Genomic DNA, 22,564 nt, shown 5'->3' with positions numbered 1-22,564 from the left:
AGGTGTCGGTTGACACCTATATGTGTTACTGAGTGAGTAACAGCCTACTCCCGAAGCTCCCGAACGTGTTCGACGTTCCACGCGAAGCTCCGGCCGTCCTCGGTCGGCGTCTCCAGCACGAACGGCTGGTCGCGCCACTCGGGATGGTTGATGATCCGGGCCATCCCGTCGTCGCCGATGTGGCCGTCGCCGATGTGGGCGTGTTCGTCCTTGTTCGTCCCGCAGGCGTGCTTCGAGTCGTTGAGGTGGATGCAGTGGAGGTACTCGGTGCCGACCACGTCGTCGAACTCCGCGACGGTCTCGTCGACGGCCTCGGGGGTCGAGAGGTCGTAGCCCGCCGCGAACATGTGGGCGGTGTCGAGACAGACGCCGATCTCCTCGTCGGTCTGGTCGATGACGCTGGCGAGGTGTTCGAACTGGCCGCCGAGCTTGGTGCCGCTGCCGGCGTCGCTCTCGACGAGCACCGTCACGTCGTCGGGCACGTCCAGCGAGTCGATCACGCCGGCCGCGTTCTCGATGCCGCCCTCAACGCCGGCGCCGGTGTGGGCGCCGAGGTGGACGTTCACGTAGTCGATATCGAGCGTGGCGGCCGCGTCGACCTCCTGCTGCATCGAGTCGCGGCTCTTCGCCCGGAGGTCCTCCTTGGGCGTACAGAGGTTCACGAGGTAGGAGGAGTGGATCACCCACGGCCCCGCGAGCGCCTCGTCGGTCCCCTCACGGAACTGGGTGGCTTCCTCGTCGGTAATCTCGCCGTGGTCCCAGACCTGCGGCGAGTGGGTGAACACCTGCCCGCAGTTGCCGTCGATCTCGAGCTGTCGCTCCACCGCGTTGTCGACCCCGCCCGCGATAGAGACGTGCGCCCCGATTTTGAGCATACGCTGAGTCCGCAAGCGACCGGCAAAAAGTGTTCGAAGGCGGGTGATACGGCCTCCGAGCGGCAATCGGGGGTCGACGGAAAGTCCGCGGCGGCCCGCGCTCAGCCGTCGAGTCCGAGGTGGTGGGTTGGCTCCGTCGTCTCCACGAACGCGAAGCCGTCGAACTCGGAGAGATCCGACGCGGCGTACGTCAGCGACTCGCCGTCCTCGACCATCCCGCTGATGCGGTGGCGCCGCGGCTCGGCGGCGAGCCAGTCGGCGACCGGTGACCGCTCGTGAAGCGCTGCCGTCGAGACGAACGGCGTCGCCACGTCGATTCGCGAGAACGCGTCCGGGATCGAGCCTGCGGGCGGCTCCGGAACCGTCGGCATCGTCGGCCCCATCGTCTCGGCGTCCATCGCGAGATACTCGCCGCTGCCGAGTCCGATACCGATCGGGACGTAGTCGTCGCCCCACTTCGCCGCGAGCTGGTCACCCATCGTTCGCCCGGAGAAGCCCAGCACCCCACCGGACAGCTCATCTCGGGCAATGTGGACGTTGTGGGCCCAGAGCACCGCCCGCTCCGTACCGGCGTCGTCGACGAGCCACGACGCGTTCGCGGCCATCGCTTCGTCACGGATCGTGAACTGGTCTGCCCCGTCGGCCGTGGTGAGATCAACAGTCTGTGCGAGCAACGTCGGCTGCCGTCGCGCGAACGCGAGCGCCCGGTCGGAGCACCGCGTGGCCCACTCGTCCCCGTGCTCCTCGAACAGCGGTGGAAGCGTGTCGACCAGCCACTCCGCCGCCGTGAGGGCGGCATCCTCGTCCTCGCCGCCGAGGGTGTCGAGCCGATCGCGAACCGCGGGCACGTCGGCGTCGACGCTGTCGAGGAACGTCGAGAGCGCGTCGGCCACGCGGTCGAACGTACTGGTGTCGAAGCCGTACACCCGGAGTCGGTCCTCGGCCCGCCGGCCGTCGTTGAACGCCCGCATCCAGTCGAACAGGTCGATCAGTTCCCCCGTCTTCCAGGGCCAACTGATCCGAGCGTGCTGGAGCAGCGCCTCGATGTCCGTCTCCCCGCCGGCGACGTAGTCGTCAACCGCCCGGGCCCAGTTGGGGTCGACCTCCAGCGCGAACGCCCGGCTCCCCACGTCCGCGACCAGGAAGCGGATCAACCGATGCTTCAGGCGGAACTGTGCCCGCGCGCCGTGTGACGTTTCACCGAGTCCGACGAGGGAGGCGTCGGCGAACAGGTCCCGAAGGCTGTCGGCTGCAGCGGTGTCGATCGGAGTTTCGGGGTCGGTGCCGTCCAGCGGGACGGCGGCGTCACGAAGGTCGTCGACCGGAGGACTCGGCGTTGGCATCAGTCGACACGGTGAACGCCGGCGGCAAAAAGGTCGGGTCGCCGAAACTACCGCTCAGCGTCGCGCTCCCTGACCCAGGCGTCGCGACGGTACTTCGCGTCGGCGATCTCCTCGGCGCGACCGAGTTCCGCGTCGGTCCACGACCCCTCCTCGGCGTCGGCCCACTCCTGGAGCGCCGTCTCGAAGGCGTCGACAGCTTCCGCGCGGCTGGCGTCGACGATGTCGGTGATCCCCGCGACGCGTTCCGAGAACTCCTCTGGGCTCACCTCCGGGTCCGCGAACACCGCGAGGTGCGCCTCGGGCCGAGCGTCGTACGTGATCGAGCCGTGCTGGATCACGGCGTCCTTCCGGCGGTACTGGGCGTTGCCTGCCAGCTTCCGGCCGGCGCCGCCGTCACTCACGACGTCGTGAGCCGGGTGGAGCCCGCGGAGGTAGCAGGCCGGCTGATAGATCGGCGGGCGCTCCGCGTCGACGAAGTCGGCGTCGACGCCCAGCCGGGCGAAGGCGTCCAAGATCGGCGGGCAGAGCTCGTGGTAGCTCTCGATGAGTTCGCCCGGGAGTTCGGCCGCGGGCGCGGCGATGGAGTAGGCGATGTCGCCCTCGTTGTCGTGGTAGATGCCGCCGCCGCCGGTCTGTCGGCGGGTCACGTCGACCCCAGCAGCCTCGCAGTGCTCCCAGTCGACGGTGTCGACGGCCTGCCCGTACCCCATCGAGAGGCAGGAGGGGTCCCAGCGGTAGACGCGGACCGTGCGCGGGCCCCCGGCAGCGGCGGTCTCGGCGGCCACCTCGTCCAGCGCCATCTGGAGCGGGCCGGGACGGGCCTCCTCGCGGATCAGGCGCCACTCCCGGTCGGCGTGGTCGGTCATTGGTGGTGGTGCGTGGGCAGGCCGAAAAGCGGTTGCGGTGGGGCGCTCCCGTGTGGCCGCAGGCGGGCGCGGGCGGCGACGGCCAACGCGGCACCCTTTTTCGCACGGAACACCCATCACCGGTATGGTCGGCAACGTCGCGAGCGTGATGGCCGAGCTCGAACCCGAGGACTTCTACCTCCTCTCCGGGCTCGAACAGGGGATGCGCTTCTCGGAGTGGGTCCAGCGCGAGAAGCTCCCCGAGTACGCCGACATGACTGCCGAGGAGGTCGACTACCGGATCGACCGGTGTGCCGACCGGGAGCTGATCGAGCGCAAGACGATCCAGTACGAGGGATACCGCCTCACCTTCGAGGGGTACGACTGCCTCGCGCTGCGGACGTTCTCCGAGCGCGGCACGATCGAGGGGATGGGCGCCTCGCTGGGCGTCGGCAAGGAGAGCGACGTGTACGAGGTGCAGTCCTACGAGCCGATGGCGCTGAAGTTCCACCGCGAAGGCTACACGGAGTTCCGGAAAGTCGACAAGGAGCGGGAGTACACCGCCGACCGCAACCACGTCTCGTGGTTCTACACCGCCCGGAAAGCGGCCGAGCGGGAACACGAGGTGCTCTCCGAGCTCTACCCCGACGTGTCGGTCCCCGGCCCGTCGACCAGAACCGCCACGCGATCCTGATGGAGAAGTTCGCGGGCGTCGAGCTCGAGCGCGCGTCGCTCCCGAGCGAGCAGGTAGTCGGCGTCTGTGACCTCGTCCTACGGGAGGTGCGCGACGCCTACGACGCCGGCTTCGTTCACGCCGACATGAGTCAGCACAACGTCGCCGTCGCCGAGAGCGGCGTCACCGTCTTCGACTGGCCCCAGGCGGTCGCGACCGACCACGAGAACGCCGACGAGTTCCTCGAACGCGACGTGACGAACGTCGTGAGCTTCTTCCAGCAGAAGTACCCCCAGGAGATGCCCGACGACGTGGGGTATCGAGCGCTCGCTGCGGCGATCGCCGACGGGGAGTTCGGCAGCGTCGCGGCGTTCGCGGCGGAGTAGCTGCCGCCGCCGGCACCGCAGTCGGCTCGCCGCCGTCAGTTCTACGACCCCGGAGCCCCTACGCCAGCCCATGGAACTCACTGACCACGTCTACAGCCTCCCAGTGACGCTCGAACTCGACGGCGCCGAACGGACGTTCACGCCGACGGCCGTCGAGACCGAGACGGGCCTGATCCTGTTCGACACGACGCTACCCGGCCACGCCGACGCGCTGGAGGAGGCGCTGGCCGAGCACGGGTTCGGCTTCGACGACGTGCGGTTCGTCGTCCTCACCCACCACGACGGCGACCACGCGGGCGCGCTCGCGACGATCCAGGAGCGGACGGGCGCGCCGACGTTCGCCCACTGGGCCGAGGCGCCGTACGTCGACGGCCGAGAGTTCCCGGAGAAATCCGACGCCGAGCGCTACCCGCCGGCTCGCGTCGACGTCGAGCTAATCGACGGCGTCGGGTTCAGCACGCTCGCCGGCCCGATCGAGCTGGTCGAGACGTTCGGCCACACGCGCGGGCACTCCTCGTTCCACCTGCCCGAGGAGCAGCTGCTCATCGCCGGCGACGCGCTGACCGCCGCCGACGGCGAACTGCAGGGCCCCGCAGCCCAGCACACCCTGGAAATGGACCAGGCGATGGAGTCGGTCGCGCTGCTGGGCGAACTCGACGTGTCACACACCGTCTGCTTCCACGGCGGCCACGTCGACGCGGGCAGCGAGCGAATCCGCGAGATCGCCAACAGCGAGTAGCGCCGACGCGACGGCCACCGTTTTTTACCGCCGCCCGCCCCAGCCGGAGCCATGACCGAGGAGGCACCGGCGGACAATCCGTTCGTCCGCGATCCGGACACCGAGTTCGCGCCGACGGCGGAGCTCGCCGCCGAGGCGGCCCGCGAGCAGGCCGCACAGCTCCGGGACGCGATCCGCTATCACGACTACCGCTACTACGTCGAGAACGATCCCGTCATCTCGGACCGCGCGTACGATCAGCTGTTCCGGCGACTCGAGGCGTTGGAGGCGGCGTTCGATCTCGACACCGACGGGTCGCCGACCCGGCGCGTCGGCGGCGAGCCGGTCGACGAACTCGAGAGCGTCGACCTCGTGGTGCCGCTGCTCTCGATCGACTCCTCGGGCGAGGTCGCGGACGTGCGCGCGTTCGACGGGCGCGTGCGGCGGGAACTCGACGACGACGCCACGGTCGACTACGTCTGTGAGCCCAAGTTCGACGGGCTCTCGATCGAGATCGTCTACGTCGAGGGGCGCTACGAGCGGGCAGCGACCAGGGGCGACGGGGAGACCGGCGACGACGTGACCGAGAACGTCCGGACGATCGCCTCGGTCCCCCAGCGACTCCGGGGCGATCCGCCGGCCGTGGTCGTCGTGCGCGGCGAGATCCACATGCCCCTTTCCGCGTTCCAGGAACACAACCGCGAGCGCGTCGAGCGCGGGGACGACCCCTTCGCCAACCCGCGAAACGCCGCCGCGGGGAGTTTGCGGCAGCTCGACCCCTCCGTGACCGCCGAGCGGCCGCTGGACTGTTTCTTCTACGACGTGCTCTGGGCCAGCGAGGAGGTGGTGCCGATCGCGGAGATGGGGCCCGACGCCGACACCGACGCCGCCTCCATCGGCGCCGACGGGGTCGCGGGGCTCGAGACCCACTGGGACGAACACCAGCAGCTCCCCGAGTGGGGGCTGCCGGTCAACGATCGCCACGACCTCGTCGACGAGGTCGACGGCGCGATCGCGTTCCGTGACGAGCTGCAAACGGTCCGGGAGGAGCTCGACTACGAGATCGACGGCACGGTGCTGAAAGTGAACGATCGCGAGCAGTGTCGGCGGCTCGGAACCACCGCGCGGCACTACCGCTGGGCGTACGCGTACAAGTTCCCCGCCCGGACGGAGCAGACCCGCATCGCCGACATCGTGGTGCAGGTGGGCCGGACCGGCCGGCTCACCCCGGTTGCGCTGCTGGATCCCGTCGACGTGGGCGGGGTGACGGTGTCGCGAGCGAGCCTGCACAATCAGTCCGAGATCGCCGAGCTTGGGGTCGACGTGGGCGACGTGGTGAAAATCGAACGTGCCGGCGACGTGATCCCGTACGTCTCGGAGGTCGTGGAGAACAACGCCGAGGGGTACTTCGAACTGCCCGACACCTGCCCCGTCTGTGGCAGCGACGTGGAGGCCGACGGCCCGCTGCGGTTCTGTACGGGCGGGCTCTCCTGTCCGGCCCAGCTCAAGCGGGCGGTCGAGCACTACGCCGGCGACAGCGGGCTGGACATCGAGGGGCTAGGCGAGGAGGCGGCCGGGCAGTTGGTCGACGAAGGGTTGATCGAGGACTCGATCGCCGACCTCTACGAGATCGACGCCACCGAACTCGCCGAACTCGAGGGGTGGGGCGAGCGAAGCGCCGAGAAGCTCCGGGCGGAGATCGAGGCCTCGAAGTCGCCGTCGCTCGGGGAGTTCCTGGCCGCGCTGGGGATTCCGGGCGTCGGCCCGACGATGGCCGCCGACCTCGCGGCGGCCTTCGGCAGCGTCGACGCGCTGCTCGCGGCCGACGAAGCGGCGATCCGCGAGGTCGAAGGGTTCGGACCCACGGTCGCCGGCCACGTCGCGGAGTTCTTCGACAACGATCGCAACCGCCGGGTGATCGAGCGCCTTCGCGCCGCCGGCGTCGAGCCCGAGCCGCCGGCGTCGACGGCTGCGGGCGACGAACTCGACGGACTGACGTTCGTGTTCACGGGCTCGCTCTCGGTCACGCGCGACGCCGCCCAGTCGCTGGTGGAGCGCCACGGCGCGAACGCGACAGGGTCGGTGTCGGGCAACACGGACTACCTCGTCGTCGGCGACGATCCGGGGCAGACCAAACGCGAGGACGCCGACGCGGAGGGGGTCCCCGTCGTCGACGAGGACGAGTTCGCGGCGCTGCTCGACGAGCACGGGATCGAGTATCCACCCGAGTGAACGGCGGCAGCCGACGCGCGGAATCACAACCACCTTAACCCGGGCACTCAATGTTCGGAATATGGCTGTGAACACGACCGCGCTGGGTCTCGCCGTCGTCCTCAGCGGGGCAATCGCGGTTTTCCACTACGTTCGTGGAACGGAGTGGGAGTCCGCCCCGGATATCTCCGAGGAGGTGCTCGAACGCCGGGCCGCGAGCGTGCCCGAGACGGACTTCCCGGAGCCGTACAACCGATCGATCGGTGGCGGCGGCGCCGCGCCCGCGGCCGCGGTCGGCGGGGAGGCCGCCGAGGAGGGTGAACTCGAAGGCGAAACCACCCAGGGCGGCTCCGGCCCGGGCGACATCCCCGAGGACGAGGTGGAGTACTTCGAGGTGGAGTTCGCCAAGCAGGGCGAGACCGTCGAACTCCCGAACAACCAGCCCATCCTCGACTCCGGCGAGGACGAAGGATTCGACCTGCCCTACGCCTGCCGGCAGGGCCAGTGTGTCTCCTGTGCGGGCCACATCACCGACGGTCCGAGCGAGGACTTCGTCGAACACGACAACCAGGAGATGCTCTCCGGCGACGAGATCGACGAGGGGTACACGCTGACCTGCGTCGCCTACCCGCGTGACGACTTCACCCTCGAGACGGGCGAAGCACCCTAACGGACGGCACCGCTTTTTCAGCCAGTTTCGACGCCCGCCAGCGACGCGTCGGTCGCCGTCACGCCCTTGCCCCGGGCGTCCGTAGCCGACGTATGGAGGTTCACGGCCACGCGGTCCGGGGCGTCGATGTCGGCCCGGAGACGCGGTGTCGCCACTACGACAGCGAACGCGACGTGATCGCGATCCGGTTCCCGTGCTGTGGGACGTTCTACCCCTGCTACGAGTGTCACCTTGCGGCGGCGGATCACGAGCCCGAACGGTGGGGAGAGGTGTCGGGGTCGCCGGAAGGAGCAGTCGGTGAGGGCTCGCCGGACCGAACGGTCGGTGAAGACGTAGGCTCGGCGGACCGAGCAGTCGGCGAGGACGCGAACGCAGTGCTCTGTGGGAGCTGTGGCAGCGTGTTGACCGTCGCCGAGTACCTCGACTGCGACGACCGGTGTCCGAACTGTCGGGCCGCGTTCAACCCCGGCTGTCGTCGCCACTACGATCGCTACTTCACGAGCGAACTGGTCGAAACGGCGGAGTGAGAAGGGTCGCGTTCAGTACCGCGACGGCAGGTAGGCCATCCCGATCATGAGCATGCCCACGAGGCCGGTGAGGATCGAGACCCCCAGAGCCCGTTAGTGTGCTCCTCGAACTGCGCTGTCTCGGTGTTGTACTCCCGCAGCGTCTCGAAGTTCGAGGAGATGACGACCTCCTCGCCCGAGTTGAAGTGGGCGAAGAACGTCTGCCCCGAGAGCGTGACGTTGCCGTGCTGGCTGACCGTCGCGCTCTGGGTGCCGTTCTCGGTATCCCACTCGATGGTCGCCTCGTACGTCGTGCCGCCGCCGCCACCGTGGCCGCCGCCGCTTTCCTCGGTGGCCTCGACTGCGGCAACGGTGTACGTCTGGCCATCGACGGTGAACTCGTCACCCGCCTGATACACGTTGTCGGCCCCCGCGTCGAACGCCGGCGCCTCGCCAGTGAGGACCAGTCCGAGCGACAGTGCCCCCACGACCAGGAAGAGAGCGGCGGCGACTGCCACAGCGCGTCGTTGCATGTTCTGTTGGTGGTACACCCGACGTAAAAACGGTTCCTCTTTCGAAAACACTCACCGCGGTGGTCGTCGTGGTGATTTTTGTAGCTGCCACCCCGATATCCTGACGAATGTACGATCGGATCCTGCTGTCGACCGACGGTACCGCCGCCTCCACCGACGCCGAATCCCACGCGCTCGATCTCGCTGCGGCCCACGACGCCGAGCTCCACGTCCTGTACGTGGTCGACGAGAACGTCTACAACGCCTACAGCGGCGACGAGTACGTCGACGAGGCCGAAGGCCCGGAACACGGACTCGAGGAACACGGGGAAGAGACGATCGCGGATCTGCGAGCCCGCGCGAACGACGCGGGGGTCGACGTCGTCGACGCGATGCGGCACGGCCGCCCCTCGGACGCGATCGTCGACTACGCCGACGACGAGGACGCCGACCTGCTCGTGCTCGGGACGAAACGCCGTCCCGACGAGTACCGCGCGCTGCTCGGAAGCGTCACCGATCGCGTGCTCCGCCTGACGAGTCGGCCCGCGCTGGTCGTGAAAACCGACGTGGAGTCGTAGCGCCGTCGCGTAATCCGCCGACCAGAAGCGCGATCTCCCCCGGGCTCAGCCGTCCCGCTCGGCGTGGTCGCTCCGGGGGAGGTACCGGCGGATCGCGTACACGACCGCGAGATAGCCGGGGAGTCCGATCGCGAGCACGGTGGCGATGACCCCCAGTCAGCGAGGCCGAGCGAGACCGTCCCGAAGTACTGTTTCAGCGGCGTGTACAACACGGCGAGCTGGAGCGCCACGGACCCGCCGACTGCGAGCGCGAGCCAGCGGTTCGAGCGCGTCGGTGTCTCGCGGAGCCACCGGACGACGTACAGCTTCTCGAACTCGAGGACGACGAAGCCCGTGAACACCATCGTCATCGCGTACGGCGTCATCGCGGCCGCGCCGTCGAGCGCGTAGAACAGCAGCCCGAGCATGAGGACGGTAGTGATCGCCCCGGCCCCGCCGACGAAGCCGAGCATGGACCGATCGACGATCCCCCGTCGGGGTCACGCGGCGGCCGCTCCATCACGTCGCCGGATTTTGGGTCCGCACCCAGCGCCAGCGCGGGCAGCCCGTCGGTGAGGAGGTTGATCCACAGCAGTTGGACCGCCGGGAGCACGAGGTAGCCGTACAGCGAGGCCAGGAACACGAGCGCGACCTCTGCCAGGTTCGCGCTGAGCAGGAAGGCGACGAACTTCCAGAGGTTGTCGAAGATGGCCCGCCCGCGCTCGACCGCCCGCTCGATGGTCGCGTAGTTGTCGTCGAGCAGCACGACGTCGCTGGCGTGTTTGGCCACGTCCGTCCCGCGGCGCCCCATGGCGACGCCCACGTCCGCGTTCTTCAACGCCGGCGCGTCGTTGACGCCGTCGCCAGTCATCGCGACGACGTGGCCGGTGTCCTTGAGCGCCTGCAGGATGCGCACCTTGTGTTCGGGGGCGGTACGGGCGAACACGTCGACGGCTTCGACCCGTTCACGCAGTTCATCGTCGTCCAGCGTGTCGAGTTCGCGTCCTTCCATCACCGCCCGCCCCATACCGAGTGTCTCCGCGATCGCGGCGGCCGTGCGGACGTTGTCGCCGGTGATCATCTTCACGTCGATCCCGGCTCGGTCGGTCGCCGCGAGCGCGTCCGCGACCTCCGGGCGCGCCGGGTCGATCATCCCGACGAGGCCGACGAACACCAGATCGTCCGCGACCCGTGTCGAGTCTGGCGCGTACGCGATCGCGAGCACGCGGAGCGCGTCGTCGGCGAACGCCTCGACCCGGTCGTTGACGCGCTCGCACAGGCCGGGATCGAGATCGGCCGGTCCATCCTCGGTGAGCACGCGAGAGGCCTTCGAGAGGACGACCGCCGGGGCCCCTTTGACGTACCCCACGTCGCCGTGGACGGTGCCCATCCACTTGCGGTCGGAAGAGAACGGGACCTCGTCGGTCCGAGGCTGCGACTCGCGGAGCGCCCCAACGTCGATCCCGTGGGTTTCGGCCGCGTCGACCAGCGCTTGCTCGGTCGGGTCGCCCGTCTCGGCGGTCGCGTCGTTACAGAGCGCCCCCGCCCGTAGCAGGAGGTCGACCCGGTCGGACGGCGGCTCGTCGCCGGGGTCGACGACCGTATCGTGCACCCAGATCCTGCTGACCGACATCTGCCCTTCGGTGAGCGTCCCGGTCTTGTCGGTGCAGATCACGTCGACCGACCCGAGCGCCTCGACGGCAGGGAGCCGGCGAACGAGCGCGTTCTCCGCCGCCATCGTCCGGACCCCGAGTGCGAGCGTCAGCGTCACCACTGCCGGCAACCCCTCGGGGATCGCCGCGACGGCCAGCGACACCGCTGTGAGCCCCGCTTCGACCGCGGGTGTGCCCTGCACGAGCAACAGCGGGATCACGAGCGCGGCGAGGACGGCCACGCCGACCCCGAGCCGACGGCCGAGTTCGTCGAGTTCGGCCTGCAGCGGCGTCCGCGTCTCCTCGGTCGCCGCGAGCTCTCGCGCGATCGATCCGACCGCAGTGTCCATCCCGGTCGCGGTGAGGACGACGACGCCCCTGCCACGCGTGACGTTCGTACTGTTGAACACCATACAGTCGCGGTCGGCGAGCGGCGTCTCTGGGGCGACGGGATCCGGCGACTTGGACACCGGGGCGCTCTCGCCGGTGAGCGCCGCTTCGTCGACTTCGAGGTCGGTGTCCTCGAGCAGTCGGCCGTCCGCCGGGACGACGTTCCCGCTTTCCAGTTCGATCACGTCACCCGGGACCAGTTCGGTCGCGTCGGCTTCGACGGTCGTTCCGTCCCGCCGGACGGTCGCCGTCGGCGCAGCCAGCTCACGGAGCGCCTCGAGGCTCTGCTCGGCGCGGTAGTCCTGCACGAACCCGAAGATGCCGTTCACGACGACGATGACGACGATGAGAACCGTATCCACGGTGTGGCCGGCCCAGGCCGAGAGCGCGGCCGCCGCCAGCAGCACCCAGATGAGCACGCTGTCGAACTGCGCGAGAAAGATCGCAAGCGGCGTCCGGTCGCTGGTCTGAACGACCTCGTTCTCGCCGTACTCCGCAAGCCGTCGCTGGGCCTCCGCGGACGTGAGTCCCTCGGGAGAAACGTCGTAGTCCGCCAGCACCGCCTCGGCCGAACGGCTGTGCGGACTGTCGGTCATCACCGACTGTTCACACTCCGCACACTTGGAGTTGTCTGGGGGCGGGTACTACCCGCCGGCGAACCGCTGGTACCTTCGATTGGGTGGTTCTGCCCGACCACCGGTGGGTTCGCGGAGCTGTCGCTCAGGGGATCGCTTCGTCGTGGACAGGATCGCTCGACTTCGGGCGCTCGTCAACGTCTCGTGGGCCGGTTCTGGACCCGAAACGGGTAGGTCGGTCCGTATCGGGGCTGCGCTACGGCTGTTTACGGCGCCGTCGCTGTTCGATCTCGCGTCGCAGGAAAGAGCCAAGGGCCGGATTTGAACCGGCGATGGGCGGCTCTGCAGGCCGCTGCGTTAGGCCGGACTCTGCCACCTTGGCGCACTCTCCAGTTGTAGACTCAGTCGTTTAAGCGTACCGTATCGGGCGCTTTCGCTCGTCGGGAGTGACGAACGACTGCGAGCGCGGTCGCTCAAACGTCGATGAATGGAGTGTGGACGAACGCGAAGCGTCCCGCTCGCCGACACGAAATGACCGCAATGAATGGAAGAGACGGCGAGTCAACTTTCCCAGCGGGTCGCCCACGCCAGTACTCGCTCACACGTAGGTGAGCTTAACTTCCGTGTTCGGGATGGGTACGGGTGTTACCTCACCACTCTGGCCGTCTCACGCCGAGTCGCGGAATCGAACCGCGATCATACCAAGCTCGGTCGGGTCCACGACCGTAATGTAAGCGTAGTCCAGTTCGCACCTGGACCCGTAAAACGGGTGCAGTGCAGAGAGATTACCGGATGAATGATGGCTTCGGACTGTTAGTGCTCGCGGACTCAACGCCTCGTTGCCTTGGCGCGTACATCCCGAGTCTATCTAACTCCTCTTCTACGAGTGTCCTCAACGGTACTTCGTTTCCGAGTGGGTTTCGAGCTTAGATGCGTTCAGCTCTTACCCCGTGATGCGTGGCTGCCCGGCAATGCTCTCTCGAACAACCGGTACACCAGTGGCATCCAATCGTAGTTCCTCTCGTACTATACGATCGTTCTCGTCAAGTACCATAACACCCCCAATAGATAGCAGCCGACCTGTCTCACGACGGTCTAAACCCAGCTCACGACCTCCTTTAATAGGCGAACAACCTCACCCTTGCCCGCTTCTGCACGGGCAGGATGGAGGGAACCGACATCGAGGTAGCAAGCCACGCGGTCGATATGTGCTCTTGCGCGTGACGACTCTGTTATCCCTAAGGTAGCTTTTCTGTCAGCAACCTGGCCCATCAAGGACCATGGTTGGTTCGCTAAACCACGCTTTCGCGTCAGCGTCACTCGTTGGGAATGACACTGTCAGACTTCCGTTTGCTCTTGCGCTCTTCCTCGGGTTCCCGACCCGAGTGAGGAAATCTTGGGGCGCGCTCGATATCTTTTCGAGCGCGTACCGCCCCAGTCAAACTGCCCGGCTACCGGTGTCCTCCGCCAGGAGTGAGAGTCGCAGTCACTAACGGGTAGTATTTCACTGATGGCTCGGTGGCCCGCTAGCGCGGGTACCTGTGTAACGCCTCCTACCTATGCTGCACATTAGCGACCACGTCTCAGCGACAGCCTGCAGTAAAGCTCTATAGGGTCTTCGCTTCCCCTTGGGGGTCTCCAGACTCCGCACTGGAACGTACAGTTCACCGGGTCCAACGTTGGGACAGTGGCGCTCTCGTTGATCCATTCATGCAAGCCGCTACTGAAGCGGCAAGGTACTACGCTACCTTAAGAGGGTCATAGTTACCCCGCCGTTGACGGGTCCTTCGTCCTCTTGTACGAGGTGTTCAGATACCCGCACTGGGCAGGATTCAGTGACCGTACGAGTCCTTGCGGATTTGCGGTCACCTGTGTTGTTACTAGACAGTCGGAGCGCCCAAGACACTGCGACCTGCCCCGCCTGGGGCAGGCATTCCTTATTGCGAACGTACGGAACTAACTTGCCGAATTCCCTAACGTCGGTTCTCCCGACAGGCCGTGCCTTGCGCTGGCAGAGTACCTGTGTCGGATCTCGGTACGGACATCGTGCTCCCTTTTCACGGGCTCCTGGTAACATCGACTTACACTATCTCGAGATTCGCTCGCTTCTTGCCGTTACGGCGTCCACGAGCTTCCTCGATTCGACCGGGCGAAAGCCCGGCTCGATGGTTCCGGAAGCGTCGGTTTCACTGCACGATGGTGCTGGAATATTAACCAGCTGCCCTTTCGATCCCTGCGAGTTACGAGGGACCTTAGGATCGACTAACCCTTGGCTGATTGACAGTGCCAAGGAACCCTTACTCTTCTGGCCGTCGGGGTTCACACCCGACTTTCGCTGCTACTATGACTAGGATTTTCGTTACTAGACGGTCCACGCGAGTTCTCACCCGTGCTTCCATCCGTCCAGAATGCCAACCTACTGGGTCGCTATCTTACTAGCGCCGCTAGGTCTCGGTGGTGGATTTGAGCCCCGATCATTTTCGGCGCCTCGAACCTCGGCCGGTAAGCTGTTACGCTTTTCTTGGAGGGTAGCTGCTTCTAAGCTCACCTCCCGGCTGTTTAGGGCTCGAGACAACCTTCAAATCGCACTTAATCCACACTTTGGGACCTTAACCCAGCTCTGGGTTGTTCCCCTCATGGTACCCAAGCTTACCCCGGGCACCGGACTCCCATCGTCCACGGCGTTTGCACGTTCGGAGTTCGACAGAGAGGCCGACTCCTCTCGGAGGCGGGTCTCTCAATCGGTCGCTCTACCGCGCAAACTACCTCGGATGAGGTCATGCTTCGACATGTTTCGGTTGGAACCAGCTGTTGCCGAGTTCGATGGGCCTTTCACCCCTACTCTCGAGTCACGGGAGGGTATTGTAGGACACCAACCCTAACGGGCCTCCACGTGGCTTTCGCCACGCTTCACCCTGCTCCAGAGTAGATCACTCGGTTCCGGGTCGTATCCCTTCGACTCCCCGCGCTTGAACACGGTGGGCCTGGCAATGCTGCGCCCCTATCGGTTTCCCTGCGCCTTCCCTGATAATCAGGTTAGACTCGCCAAAGAGATACACTCCCTAGTTCGTTTTTCAAAACGTACGACGGAACTTCGGCTCCTCTTTCGTCCTACTGGAAGCTCGCGCTTCGATCGTTTTGAAAGAGGCCTTTCAAGCCCCGTCGCTCTATCGCCGACTGGTTTCATGCCCTATTGCACCGCCCTTCTCGGGGTGCTTTTCAGCGTTCGCTCACGCTACTTGTTCGCTATCGGTCTCGAGGAGTGTTTAGCCTTCGCGGTCGATGCCCGCGACATTCACGAGGGATATCCAACCCCGCTACTCTGGGTCTGGCGCACACTCTACTGAACTACGGTACGGGACTGTCGCCCTGTTTCGTGCTCTGTTCCAAGAGACTTCTCGTAGTTTGTCGAGTGCTGGTAGCCAGCCCGTACACCACATTTCCTTGCGGATTCGGTTTGGGCTGTATCGCGTTCACTCGCGGTTACTTACGACATCGCAGTTGCTTTCTCTTCCTGTCCTTACTAAGATGTTTCAATTCAGGACGTTCCCTATTGCGCAAAGCAATTGTAGAGGGATTCCCATTCGGAGATCCTCAGTTCTTAGCTTCCATGCAGCTCCCTGAGGCTTATCGCAGCTTGGCACGTCCGTCTTCGGCACTCGAGCCGAGCAATCCATCAGCCGGCATAGTAGCCGTCTGTCGGTAATCGTCGTTCCACTGCAACCCGTTGAACGGGTCCAGTGGGTGCCTGGACTACGCTTACACACGGTCGTCATTGCACGTCCCGTGGGTGTCACGGGAGCGTACATCGGACCCTTCCCAGACGCGCTCTCGCGGTCTGGTGCATCGGTCGGTCTGGATTCCATCGTACTTCCGTCGGGCGTATAAGCCGTCCGGTTTCCTTCTATCCGACATGGACTCGCGGGGATTCGAACCCCGGGCATCCTCCTTGCAAAGGAGGCACTCTCCCACTGAGCTACGAGCCCTATGGAGCCTTGGTAGTTCTAAGGTGCCCGGTCGAACCGGTGGCACCGAACGTGAAAGGTGGGTCTGCCCGAAGGCAGATCCCGGTCTGTGGAGGTGATCCAGCCGCAGATTCCCCTACGGCTACCTTGTTACGACTTAAGCCCCCTTGCGGAGCCCAGATTCGACCTGTTGAACAGGCCTCATCCGGACCCCACTCGGGTGCTTTGACGGGCGGTGTGTGCAAGGAGCAGGGACGTATTCACCGCACTCTCCTGGAATGCGATTACTACCGAATCCAGCTTCATGCGGACGAGTTGCAGTCCGCAATCCGAACTACGACCGAGTTTCTGAGATTACCGCTCCCTCTCGGGGTTGGAACCCATTGTCTCGGCCATTGTAGCCCGCGTGTTGCCCAGCCCATTCGGGGCATACTGACCTACCGTTGCCCGTTCCTTCCTCCGCCTTGGCGGCGGCAGTCCTCCTAATGTACCCATCATCCTCAAGGGACATGCTGGCAATTAAGAGTGCGGGTCTCGCTCGTTGCCTGACTTAACAGGACGCCTCACGGTACGAGCTGACGGCGGCCATGCACCACCTCTCTACGGCATCGTGGTGAGGTCATCAACCTGACCGTCATCACCGTAGTCGGGGCTGGTAAGGTTACCGGCGTTGAGTCCAATTAAACCGCAGGCTCCTCCGGTTGTAGTGCTCCCCCGCCAATTCCTTTAAGTTTCATCCTTGCGGACGTACTTCCCAGGCGGTTCGCTTAGCGGCTTCCCTGCGGCACAACACTCACTCGTAGTGAGTGTCACACCTAGCGAACATCGTTTACGGCTGGGACTACCCGGGTATCTAATCCGGTTCGAGACCCCAGCTTTCGTCCCTCACTGTCGGATCAGTCCTCTCGAGGTGCTTTCGCCATCGGTGGTCCGTTCAGGATTACGGGATTTCACTCCTACCCCGAACGTACCCCTCGAGCCTTCCTGTCCCAAGCCGAACAGTTTTCGCCGGACGCCCACCCGTTAAGCGGGTGGATTTCCCGACGAACTTGCTCGGCCAGCTACGGACGCTTTAGGCCCAATAAAATCGGTCATCACTTGAGCTGCCGGTATTACCGCGGCGGCTGGCACCGGTCTTGCCCAGCTCTTGTTCCTGAACCTCCCTACGGTTCAGAAAAGAAAGGGCGATATGCCCTTTCACTCGGGGTCCCCTTATCGCACTGGCGTGCAGTGTAAAGGTTTCGCGCCTGCTGCGCCCCGTAGGGCCCGGAATCTTGTCTCAGATTCCGTCTCCGGGCTCTTGCTCTCACAACCCGTACCGATTATCGGCACGGTGGGCCGTTACCCCACCGTCTACCTAATCGGCCGCAGCCACATCCTACAGCGCCGGAGCGTTTGAGCGTCGACGTGTTCAAACAGTCAACGCGTATCAGGTGTTAGCCTCAGTTTCCCGAGGTTGTTCCTGTCTGTAGGGTAGTTTGGCCACGTGTTACTGAGCTATACGCCGCGGGTCTAAACCCGCACAACTAGCATGGCTAAATCGGACCCCGATAGCAATGACCTCCGGCAGGATCAACCGGAATGTGTACGTGCGTCTGCACGTGGGTGGCGGGTCGGATCACAGTACGTGATCGTTACCATCTGGTCTTGCGTATCGGTTACCGTTCGCTGCCCGCCGGCCGAACCGGGGGACACCGAACTACCAAGGCTCACATCAGATACCGTCCTGCGGCGGACCACGGGGGCGGTATCCTCATTCGTCGCAGACAGCGGAGAACCGGGACGACCCCGTGTGAACCCCGCTGCCCTCTGCGTATTCCAACCGAACGCCCGTATTCACTTAAGGGCGTCGGATCGTACCGGGCTCGCACCGAGCGAGTCCGGGTGTCACCGGGGGCGACCGCCCCGGCGACCTTCGCATTTCATTCGATGGGAGGTAAGTACTTAACCCCGTCGGAGTATCGACGCTACGTCATGCGGTTTCACGCGTCGCGTTCACACGGACGGGGCGTCGACGGCGCAGCGGCTCGCAACTGGAAGATACGGCGCGGCAGGAGGGCGGCCAGTCATCCCACGCTCGTACTCAGGGTCGGGCCGCGTGGTACCACGCATCGGTTCGATCCGACGCGGGAAGTGATACACCTGTCGGAGCGACAGACGGCGACGGCCGCTGTCTACTCGTCGAGGTGCTCGATCCCCTGCTTGGAGACGTTCGCCTCGGTGATGACCTGGGGCATCCAGTCGGGTTTGTTCTCTGGCGCTTCCTCTTCCCAAGCCCATCCCTCGTAGATGTGCACCTTGTCGGTCCCCTTCTCCCGAAGCTCGATCGGGACGCGCTCGGCAGCACTCTCGGAGCCAGCCGGCTCGAGCCGTCGAGCGGCCTTCAGCGCCGCCTGTCGCGGAGTGTTGCCCGAGAACACGCTGTCCTCGCCATCGTCGCCCCGAAGCGCGAAGTTTCGCTTACCGTCTTCTCGTACCATGGTTTCTCTCCATGGGAGTGGTGCACAGGGTCCGATATAAAAATATCGGGGCAAACGACCCTCCTGAGCGCTAGGTTTATATACTCGCGTCTTTGCTTCTTCCAGATATCCTCGAAAACTAGCATCAGCCCACCCGATAGAGGCTCGGGCGCGCCGCAGGCGGAGACAAACACTTTAGTACTGTCTGAAGCCAAACGGAGATAGACAGACCAGATGGTCCGCAAGAAGAAGCTCAGCCCGAGCGGGGCCAAAGACGAGAACGGCGAGTACCACAACGTCCACGTGAACCTCCACGAGGACGAGCTCGAAGTCGCCGGCATGGAGATCGGCGAGGAGGTGTTCGTGCGCGTCCGCGACGGCAAAATCATCATCCAGTCCGCCGACGCCGAGGACGTGGAACACGATTTCTGAGGACCATGGACCTCTACGCCGTCGGGAAACCGCTCTTGTTCGCGCTGCCGGCGGAAACAGCCCACACCGTGGTGAGCCGTGGCCTCGAGGCCGTCCAGGGGACACCCGTCGAAGACGTCCTCCGGGACCGGTACGTGGTCGACGACGACCGCCTGAAGACGGAGGCGTTCGGCCTGCGCTTCCCCACCCCTGTCGGCGTCGCCGCGGGGTTCGACAAGAACGCCCGGGTCCCGCGCGCGCTCGCCGCGCTCGGGTTCGGCCACGTCGAGGTCGGGGGCGTCACCGCGGAGGCCCAACCGGGCAACGCTCGCCCGCGGCTGTTCCGCCTCAAGCCGGATCGCGCCCTGATCAACCGGATGGGGTTCAACAACGAGGGCGCCGACGCCGTCGGCGCGCGCCTCGACGACACTGCGCTCCCGCACGTCCCCGTCGGCGTCAACATCGGGAAGTCGAAGTCGACGCCGCTTTCGGAGGCCCCGGCCGACTACCGCTACACGTACGACGCCGTCGCGGACGCGGGCGACTACTTCGTCATCAATGTCTCCAGCCCAAACACCCCCGGCCTGCGCTCGCTCCAGAACCGTGACTCGCTCGCGGCCATCGTCGACGAGCTGCAGGACGCCGGCGCGGCCCCGCTACTCGTCAAACTCTCCCCGGACCTCCCCGGCCCGGCGATCGAGGACTCCCTCGACCTCGTCGCCGAGAAGGGACTCGACGGCGTCATCGTCACCAACACGACCACCGAGCGCCCGGAGAGCCTGCAGTCGCCCAACCAGGCCGAGCCGGGCGGGCTCTCGGGCGACCCGATCGAGGAGCGCTCGACTGGCCTCGTCGGCTTCGTCGCCGAGCGTACCGACGTACCGGTCGTCGGCGTCGGCGGCGTCAGCGACGCCGAAGGCGCCTACCGAAAGATCCGTGCGGGCGCGGACGTGGTCCAGCTCTACACCGGGCTCGTCTACGAGGGGCCGTCGCTGGCTCGCGACATCAACGAAGGGCTGCTGGACTTGCTCGACCGCGACGGCTTCGACCACGTCTCCGAAGCCGTCGGCGCGGACCTGTAGAAACGCGTCCGCGGGCTGTCTCTTACTCTCGGACGATCACGAGCGCGTCGTCGGCTTCGAGCATCTCGCCCTCGCCGGTGTACTGTCGCTCGCGCTCGACGCTGAACTCGTCGGCCGAGAGCTCGTGACCCGCCACGGCGAGGGTCTCGCCGTCGTCCCTGATCTCGTACTCGCCGCGCTCGATCCCGGCGTCGATGTCGGACACGTCGGCGCCATACTCCGGCCCGACGATCGAGTAGTCGAGGTCGATCCCGGTGACGACCGACTCGATCTCGGGCTCGGACTCGAGCGTCTCGAGCCGGTCGACGTGCATCACGTTCCGGATGTCGTTCTCGAACCCGGCGATCTCCCCGTAGACGGAGACCGCCGAGAGTTCGGCGTTGAGCGGGAGTTGGCGCTCGCTCTTGTACCGCCGGAGCGCGCCGACGACGGCCATCGCCGTCTCGCCGGCCGCGTGGTCGGCGTCGATGCCCGTTGGCTCAGGCCACGCGGTCCGGTGGACGCTCTCGAAGCCGGTACCCTCGCTGTACATCTCCTGCCAGATCTCCTCGGTGATGTGTGAGAGCACCGGCGCGAACAGCTGCAGGAACCGTCGGTGTGCGACCGTCAGCGTGTACTTCGCGGACTCGTCGTCCTCCTCGCGGACGCGCTGTTTGGCGATCTCGAGGTAGTCGTCACAGAACGTCCCCCAGAAGAAGCTCCGCAGGCTGTCCCGCGCCTTCGAGAACTCTCGGTTCTCGAGCTTCTCCCGGACGAACTCGGCCTCGGCGTCGAGTTCGGCCAGCAGCCAGCGGTCGAGCGCCGACAGCTCCTCGTCGTCGATCTCCGGGGTCGTCTCCGGGGTTAGCGAGTCGACCAGCTTCGACGCGTTCCAGAGCTTCTGGAGCAGCTTCTCGCCGGCGCGCAGCCCCTTCTCCTGGTACGGCAGGTCGTCGCCGATGGAGCTTCCGGCCGCCCAGAACCGCGCGGCGTCGACGGGGAACTGCGCTTTGACCTCCTGGGGGCTGACGACGTTGCCCTTCGATTTGGACATCTTCTTGCGGTTCTCGTCGAGCACCATCCCGTTGATCATCACCGAGTCAAAGGGCACCTCGCCGGTGTGCTCGTAGCACTTCACGACCGTGTGGAACAGCCAGAAGCTGATGATGTCGTGGCCCTGGGGCCGGAGATCCATCGGGAACAGCTCGGGGTTGTCCATCGTGAACTCCCCGGCGTCCTCGTCCCAGTCCCAGCCGGCGTTGATCAGCGGCGTCAGGCTGGAGGTGGCCCACGTGTCGAACACGTCGTCCTCGGGGACGAACTCGTCGTGGCCACACTCGGGGCAGGCGTCGACGGGCGGGTCGTCCGAGAGCGGATCGACGGGCAGGTCGGCCTTCTCGGCCATGACCGCCCCGTCACACTCATCGCAGTACCAGACAGGGAACGGGATGCCCGAGGATCGCTGGCGAGAGATACACCAGTCCCACTGGAGCCCCTCGATCCAGTGTTTGTACCGGGAGAACATCTTCTCGGGGTACCAGTCCATCTCCCGGCCGGCCTCGAGGTACTCGTCGGTGCTGTCGAGCATCTCGACGTACCACTGGTCGGCAACGAGGAACTCCACTCCGGTGCCACAGCGCTCGTGGACGTTGACGGTGTGGGTGATCGGCCAGCGGTCCAGCAGCGCGCCCGTCTCGTCGAGGTCGGCGACGATCGCCTCCCGCGCGTCCGCGGAAGACATCCCCTCGTACTCGTCGGCGACCTCGGTCATGTGGCCGGACTCGTCGATGGCGACCCGGAGGTCCAGGTCGTGCGCCTGGTACCACTCGATGTCGGTCTGATCGCCGAACGTACAGGACATCACGATCCCCGAGCCCGTCTCCATGTCGACGCGCTCGTCGGCGATGATCGGGACCTCGTGACCGAACAGCGGGACGCGTGCCGCCTGGCCGACGAGGTTCTGGTTCGCCTCGTCGTCGGGGTGGACGAACACCGCGACACAGGCAGGGAGCAGTTCGGGGCGCGTCGTCGAGATGGTGAACTCCTCTTGCCCAGCCGAGTCGGCGTTGACGACATCGAATGCGATGTCGTGGAAGTGGCTGTCCTGCTCGTCGTCCTCGGTTTCGACCTGCGAGATCGCCGTCTCACACTCCGGACACCAGATCGCCGGCGCGCGCTTGCGGTACTCCTTGCCCTGCTCGTAGAGATCGATGAACGAGAGCTGCGAGATGCGCTGAACGCGGGGCTCGATCGTGCGGTAGGTGTTGTCCCAGTCGATCGAGAAGCCAAAGGACTGCATGTTCTCGGTGAACTCGTCTTCGAACTCCGCACAGACCTCGCGACACTTCTGCTGGAACTCCTTGCGCTCGTAGTCCTGGTGGCGGATGTCGAGTTCGCGCTCGGTCAGTCGCTCGGAGGCGATCCCGTTGTCGTCGTAGCCGAAGGGGTAGTACACCTCCTCGCCCTGCATCCGGGTGAAGCGGGCGACGATGTCCTGTAGCACCGTCCCGTACACGTGGCCCCAGTGGAGGCTCCCCGACACCGTGGGCGGCGGCGTGTCGATAGCGAAGGCGGTGTTCGGGTCGTCTACCTCGCCCTCGCGGTAGGCGTAGGTGTCCTCGTCGAGCCACCGCTGCTGCCACTTCTCTTCGACGGCGTCGGCGTCGTACGGGCCGCTGGGCATGTTGCGTGAACGTTCCCGTGAACGCCTGTTAAATAGCTCGGTCCTGTGGGTAGGCGTCCCCCTGCCAACCGT

The 22,564-nt window shown here is 65.6% G+C and carries 13 protein-coding genes, 2 tRNA genes, 3 rRNA genes and 2 pseudogenes; 8 read left to right on the top strand and 12 right to left on the bottom strand.

The features are described from left to right. Positions 1–44: 44 nt before the first annotated feature. From SY89_RS02620 to SY89_RS02610, 3 genes are all read right to left on the bottom strand, one after another. Entirely contained in the window at positions 45–875 is an 831-nt protein-coding gene (locus SY89_RS02620) for a deoxyribonuclease IV (RefSeq protein WP_054583035.1), read from the bottom strand. 101 nt (positions 876–976) lie between these two features. Further along, positions 977–2,218, bottom strand: a complete 1,242-nt coding sequence (locus SY89_RS02615; RefSeq protein WP_054583034.1) for an erythromycin esterase family protein — start codon at positions 2,216–2,218, stop codon at positions 977–979. A 47-nt stretch (positions 2,219–2,265) separates the two neighbouring features. Then, complete coding sequence (locus SY89_RS02610; RefSeq protein ID WP_054583033.1) at positions 2,266–3,084, bottom strand: lipoate--protein ligase family protein; 819 nt, start codon at positions 3,082–3,084, stop codon at positions 2,266–2,268. Between the two features lie 124 nt (positions 3,085–3,208). On the opposite strand from SY89_RS02610, the pseudogene SY89_RS02605 reads away from it, so the two are divergent. The 5 genes and pseudogenes from SY89_RS02605 (at position 3,209) to SY89_RS02585 (ending at position 8,248) form a co-directional block, all read left to right on the top strand. Next, a pseudogene (locus SY89_RS02605) lies at positions 3,209–4,122 on the top strand (serine/threonine-protein kinase RIO2). A 70-nt stretch (positions 4,123–4,192) separates the two neighbouring features. After that, complete coding sequence (locus SY89_RS02600) at positions 4,193–4,861, top strand: MBL fold metallo-hydrolase (protein WP_054583032.1); 669 nt, start codon at positions 4,193–4,195, stop codon at positions 4,859–4,861. 51 nt (positions 4,862–4,912) lie between these two features. After that, positions 4,913–7,072, top strand: a complete 2,160-nt coding sequence (gene ligA / locus SY89_RS02595) for an NAD-dependent DNA ligase LigA (protein WP_054583031.1) — start codon at positions 4,913–4,915, stop codon at positions 7,070–7,072. Positions 7,073–7,133: 61 nt separating this feature from the next. Next, positions 7,134–7,721 carry a 2Fe-2S iron-sulfur cluster-binding protein gene (locus SY89_RS18050; protein ID WP_054583030.1) on the top strand — a complete coding sequence of 196 codons (588 nt, stop codon included), beginning with the start codon at positions 7,134–7,136 and terminating at the stop codon, positions 7,719–7,721. Positions 7,722–7,813: 92 nt separating this feature from the next. Continuing rightward, the gene (locus SY89_RS02585; protein WP_054583029.1) at positions 7,814–8,248 is read left to right on the top strand and encodes a CHY zinc finger protein; all 435 of its coding nucleotides are present in this window, start codon (positions 7,814–7,816) and stop codon (positions 8,246–8,248) included. 44 nt (positions 8,249–8,292) lie between these two features. On the opposite strand, the gene SY89_RS02580 is transcribed toward SY89_RS02585, so the two are convergent. Continuing rightward, positions 8,293–8,760: a hypothetical protein gene (locus SY89_RS02580; protein ID WP_054583028.1), complete on the bottom strand. Its 468-nt coding sequence runs from the start codon at positions 8,758–8,760 to the stop codon at positions 8,293–8,295. A 107-nt stretch (positions 8,761–8,867) separates the two neighbouring features. On the opposite strand from SY89_RS02580, the gene SY89_RS02575 reads away from it, so the two are divergent. After that, positions 8,868–9,317: a universal stress protein gene (locus SY89_RS02575; protein ID WP_054583027.1), complete on the top strand. Its 450-nt coding sequence runs from the start codon at positions 8,868–8,870 to the stop codon at positions 9,315–9,317. Between the two features lie 45 nt (positions 9,318–9,362). Here the strand turns inward: SY89_RS02575 and SY89_RS02570 are convergent. The 7 genes and pseudogenes from SY89_RS02570 to SY89_RS02540 all read right to left on the bottom strand — a co-directional run bounded on the left by SY89_RS02570 (position 9,363) and on the right by SY89_RS02540 (position 18,358). Beyond that, positions 9,363–11,934 (bottom strand): annotated as a pseudogene (locus SY89_RS02570) (cation-translocating P-type ATPase). 285 nt (positions 11,935–12,219) lie between these two features. Then, positions 12,220–12,295: transfer RNA gene (locus SY89_RS02565), tRNA-Cys, on the bottom strand. Positions 12,296–12,461: 166 nt separating this feature from the next. After that, positions 12,462–12,583 (bottom strand): 5S ribosomal RNA (gene rrf / locus SY89_RS02560). 123 nt (positions 12,584–12,706) lie between these two features. Further along, positions 12,707–15,615 (bottom strand): 23S ribosomal RNA (locus SY89_RS02555). Positions 15,616–15,827: 212 nt separating this feature from the next. Further along, positions 15,828–15,899, bottom strand: a tRNA-Ala gene (locus SY89_RS02550). Between the two features lie 89 nt (positions 15,900–15,988). Continuing rightward, positions 15,989–17,461, bottom strand: a 16S ribosomal RNA gene (locus SY89_RS02545). The 16S, 23S and 5S rRNA genes sit together here with 2 tRNA genes alongside, the layout of an rRNA operon. A gap of 591 nt (positions 17,462–18,052) precedes the next feature. Then, positions 18,053–18,358: a non-histone chromosomal MC1 family protein gene (locus SY89_RS02540; RefSeq protein WP_054583026.1), complete on the bottom strand. Its 306-nt coding sequence runs from the start codon at positions 18,356–18,358 to the stop codon at positions 18,053–18,055. A gap of 213 nt (positions 18,359–18,571) precedes the next feature. Between SY89_RS02540 and SY89_RS02535 the strand changes: the two genes are divergently transcribed. Together SY89_RS02535 and SY89_RS02530 are read left to right on the top strand one after the other, a co-directional pair. Further along, positions 18,572–18,769, top strand: a complete 198-nt coding sequence (locus SY89_RS02535) for a SymE family type I addiction module toxin (RefSeq protein WP_053946810.1) — start codon at positions 18,572–18,574, stop codon at positions 18,767–18,769. A 5-nt stretch (positions 18,770–18,774) separates the two neighbouring features. Further along, positions 18,775–19,830 carry a quinone-dependent dihydroorotate dehydrogenase gene (locus SY89_RS02530; RefSeq protein WP_054583025.1) on the top strand — a complete coding sequence of 352 codons (1,056 nt, stop codon included), beginning with the start codon at positions 18,775–18,777 and terminating at the stop codon, positions 19,828–19,830. Between the two features lie 22 nt (positions 19,831–19,852). Here SY89_RS02530 and SY89_RS02525 read toward each other — a convergent pair whose 3' ends face one another. Then, on the bottom strand, positions 19,853–22,492 hold the full coding sequence (locus SY89_RS02525; RefSeq protein ID WP_054583024.1) for a valine--tRNA ligase: 2,640 nt from the start codon (positions 22,490–22,492) through the stop codon (positions 19,853–19,855). Between the last annotated feature and the right edge of the window lie 72 nt (positions 22,493–22,564).

Source organism: Halolamina pelagica (assembly GCF_001307315.1).
Classification (GTDB): domain Archaea; phylum Halobacteriota; class Halobacteria; order Halobacteriales; family Haloferacaceae; genus Halolamina; species Halolamina pelagica_B.
The sequence above is the reverse complement of the archived record's forward strand: the minus strand, read 5'-3'. Positions and strand labels throughout refer to the sequence as shown.

What these genes read in the sequence shown, in the direction of transcription:
- SY89_RS02620 (WP_054583035.1), bottom strand. Translation starts at nt 875, where the DNA reads ATGCTCAAAATCGGGGCGCACGTCTCTATCGCGGGCGGGGTCGACAAC.
- SY89_RS02615 (WP_054583034.1), bottom strand. Translation starts at nt 2,218, where the DNA reads ATGCCAACGCCGAGTCCTCCGGTCGACGACCTTCGTGACGCCGCCGTC.
- SY89_RS02610 (WP_054583033.1), bottom strand. Translation starts at nt 3,084, where the DNA reads ATGACCGACCACGCCGACCGGGAGTGGCGCCTGATCCGCGAGGAGGCC.
- SY89_RS02600 (WP_054583032.1), top strand. Translation starts at nt 4,193, where the DNA reads ATGGAACTCACTGACCACGTCTACAGCCTCCCAGTGACGCTCGAACTC.
- ligA (WP_054583031.1), top strand. Translation starts at nt 4,913, where the DNA reads ATGACCGAGGAGGCACCGGCGGACAATCCGTTCGTCCGCGATCCGGAC.
- SY89_RS18050 (WP_054583030.1), top strand. Translation starts at nt 7,134, where the DNA reads ATGGCTGTGAACACGACCGCGCTGGGTCTCGCCGTCGTCCTCAGCGGG.
- SY89_RS02585 (WP_054583029.1), top strand. Translation starts at nt 7,814, where the DNA reads ATGGAGGTTCACGGCCACGCGGTCCGGGGCGTCGATGTCGGCCCGGAG.
- SY89_RS02580 (WP_054583028.1), bottom strand. Translation starts at nt 8,760, where the DNA reads ATGCAACGACGCGCTGTGGCAGTCGCCGCCGCTCTCTTCCTGGTCGTG.
- SY89_RS02575 (WP_054583027.1), top strand. Translation starts at nt 8,868, where the DNA reads ATGTACGATCGGATCCTGCTGTCGACCGACGGTACCGCCGCCTCCACC.
- SY89_RS02540 (WP_054583026.1), bottom strand. Translation starts at nt 18,358, where the DNA reads ATGGTACGAGAAGACGGTAAGCGAAACTTCGCGCTTCGGGGCGACGAT.
- SY89_RS02535 (WP_053946810.1), top strand. Translation starts at nt 18,572, where the DNA reads ATGGTCCGCAAGAAGAAGCTCAGCCCGAGCGGGGCCAAAGACGAGAAC.
- SY89_RS02530 (WP_054583025.1), top strand. Translation starts at nt 18,775, where the DNA reads ATGGACCTCTACGCCGTCGGGAAACCGCTCTTGTTCGCGCTGCCGGCG.
- SY89_RS02525 (WP_054583024.1), bottom strand. Translation starts at nt 22,492, where the DNA reads ATGCCCAGCGGCCCGTACGACGCCGACGCCGTCGAAGAGAAGTGGCAG.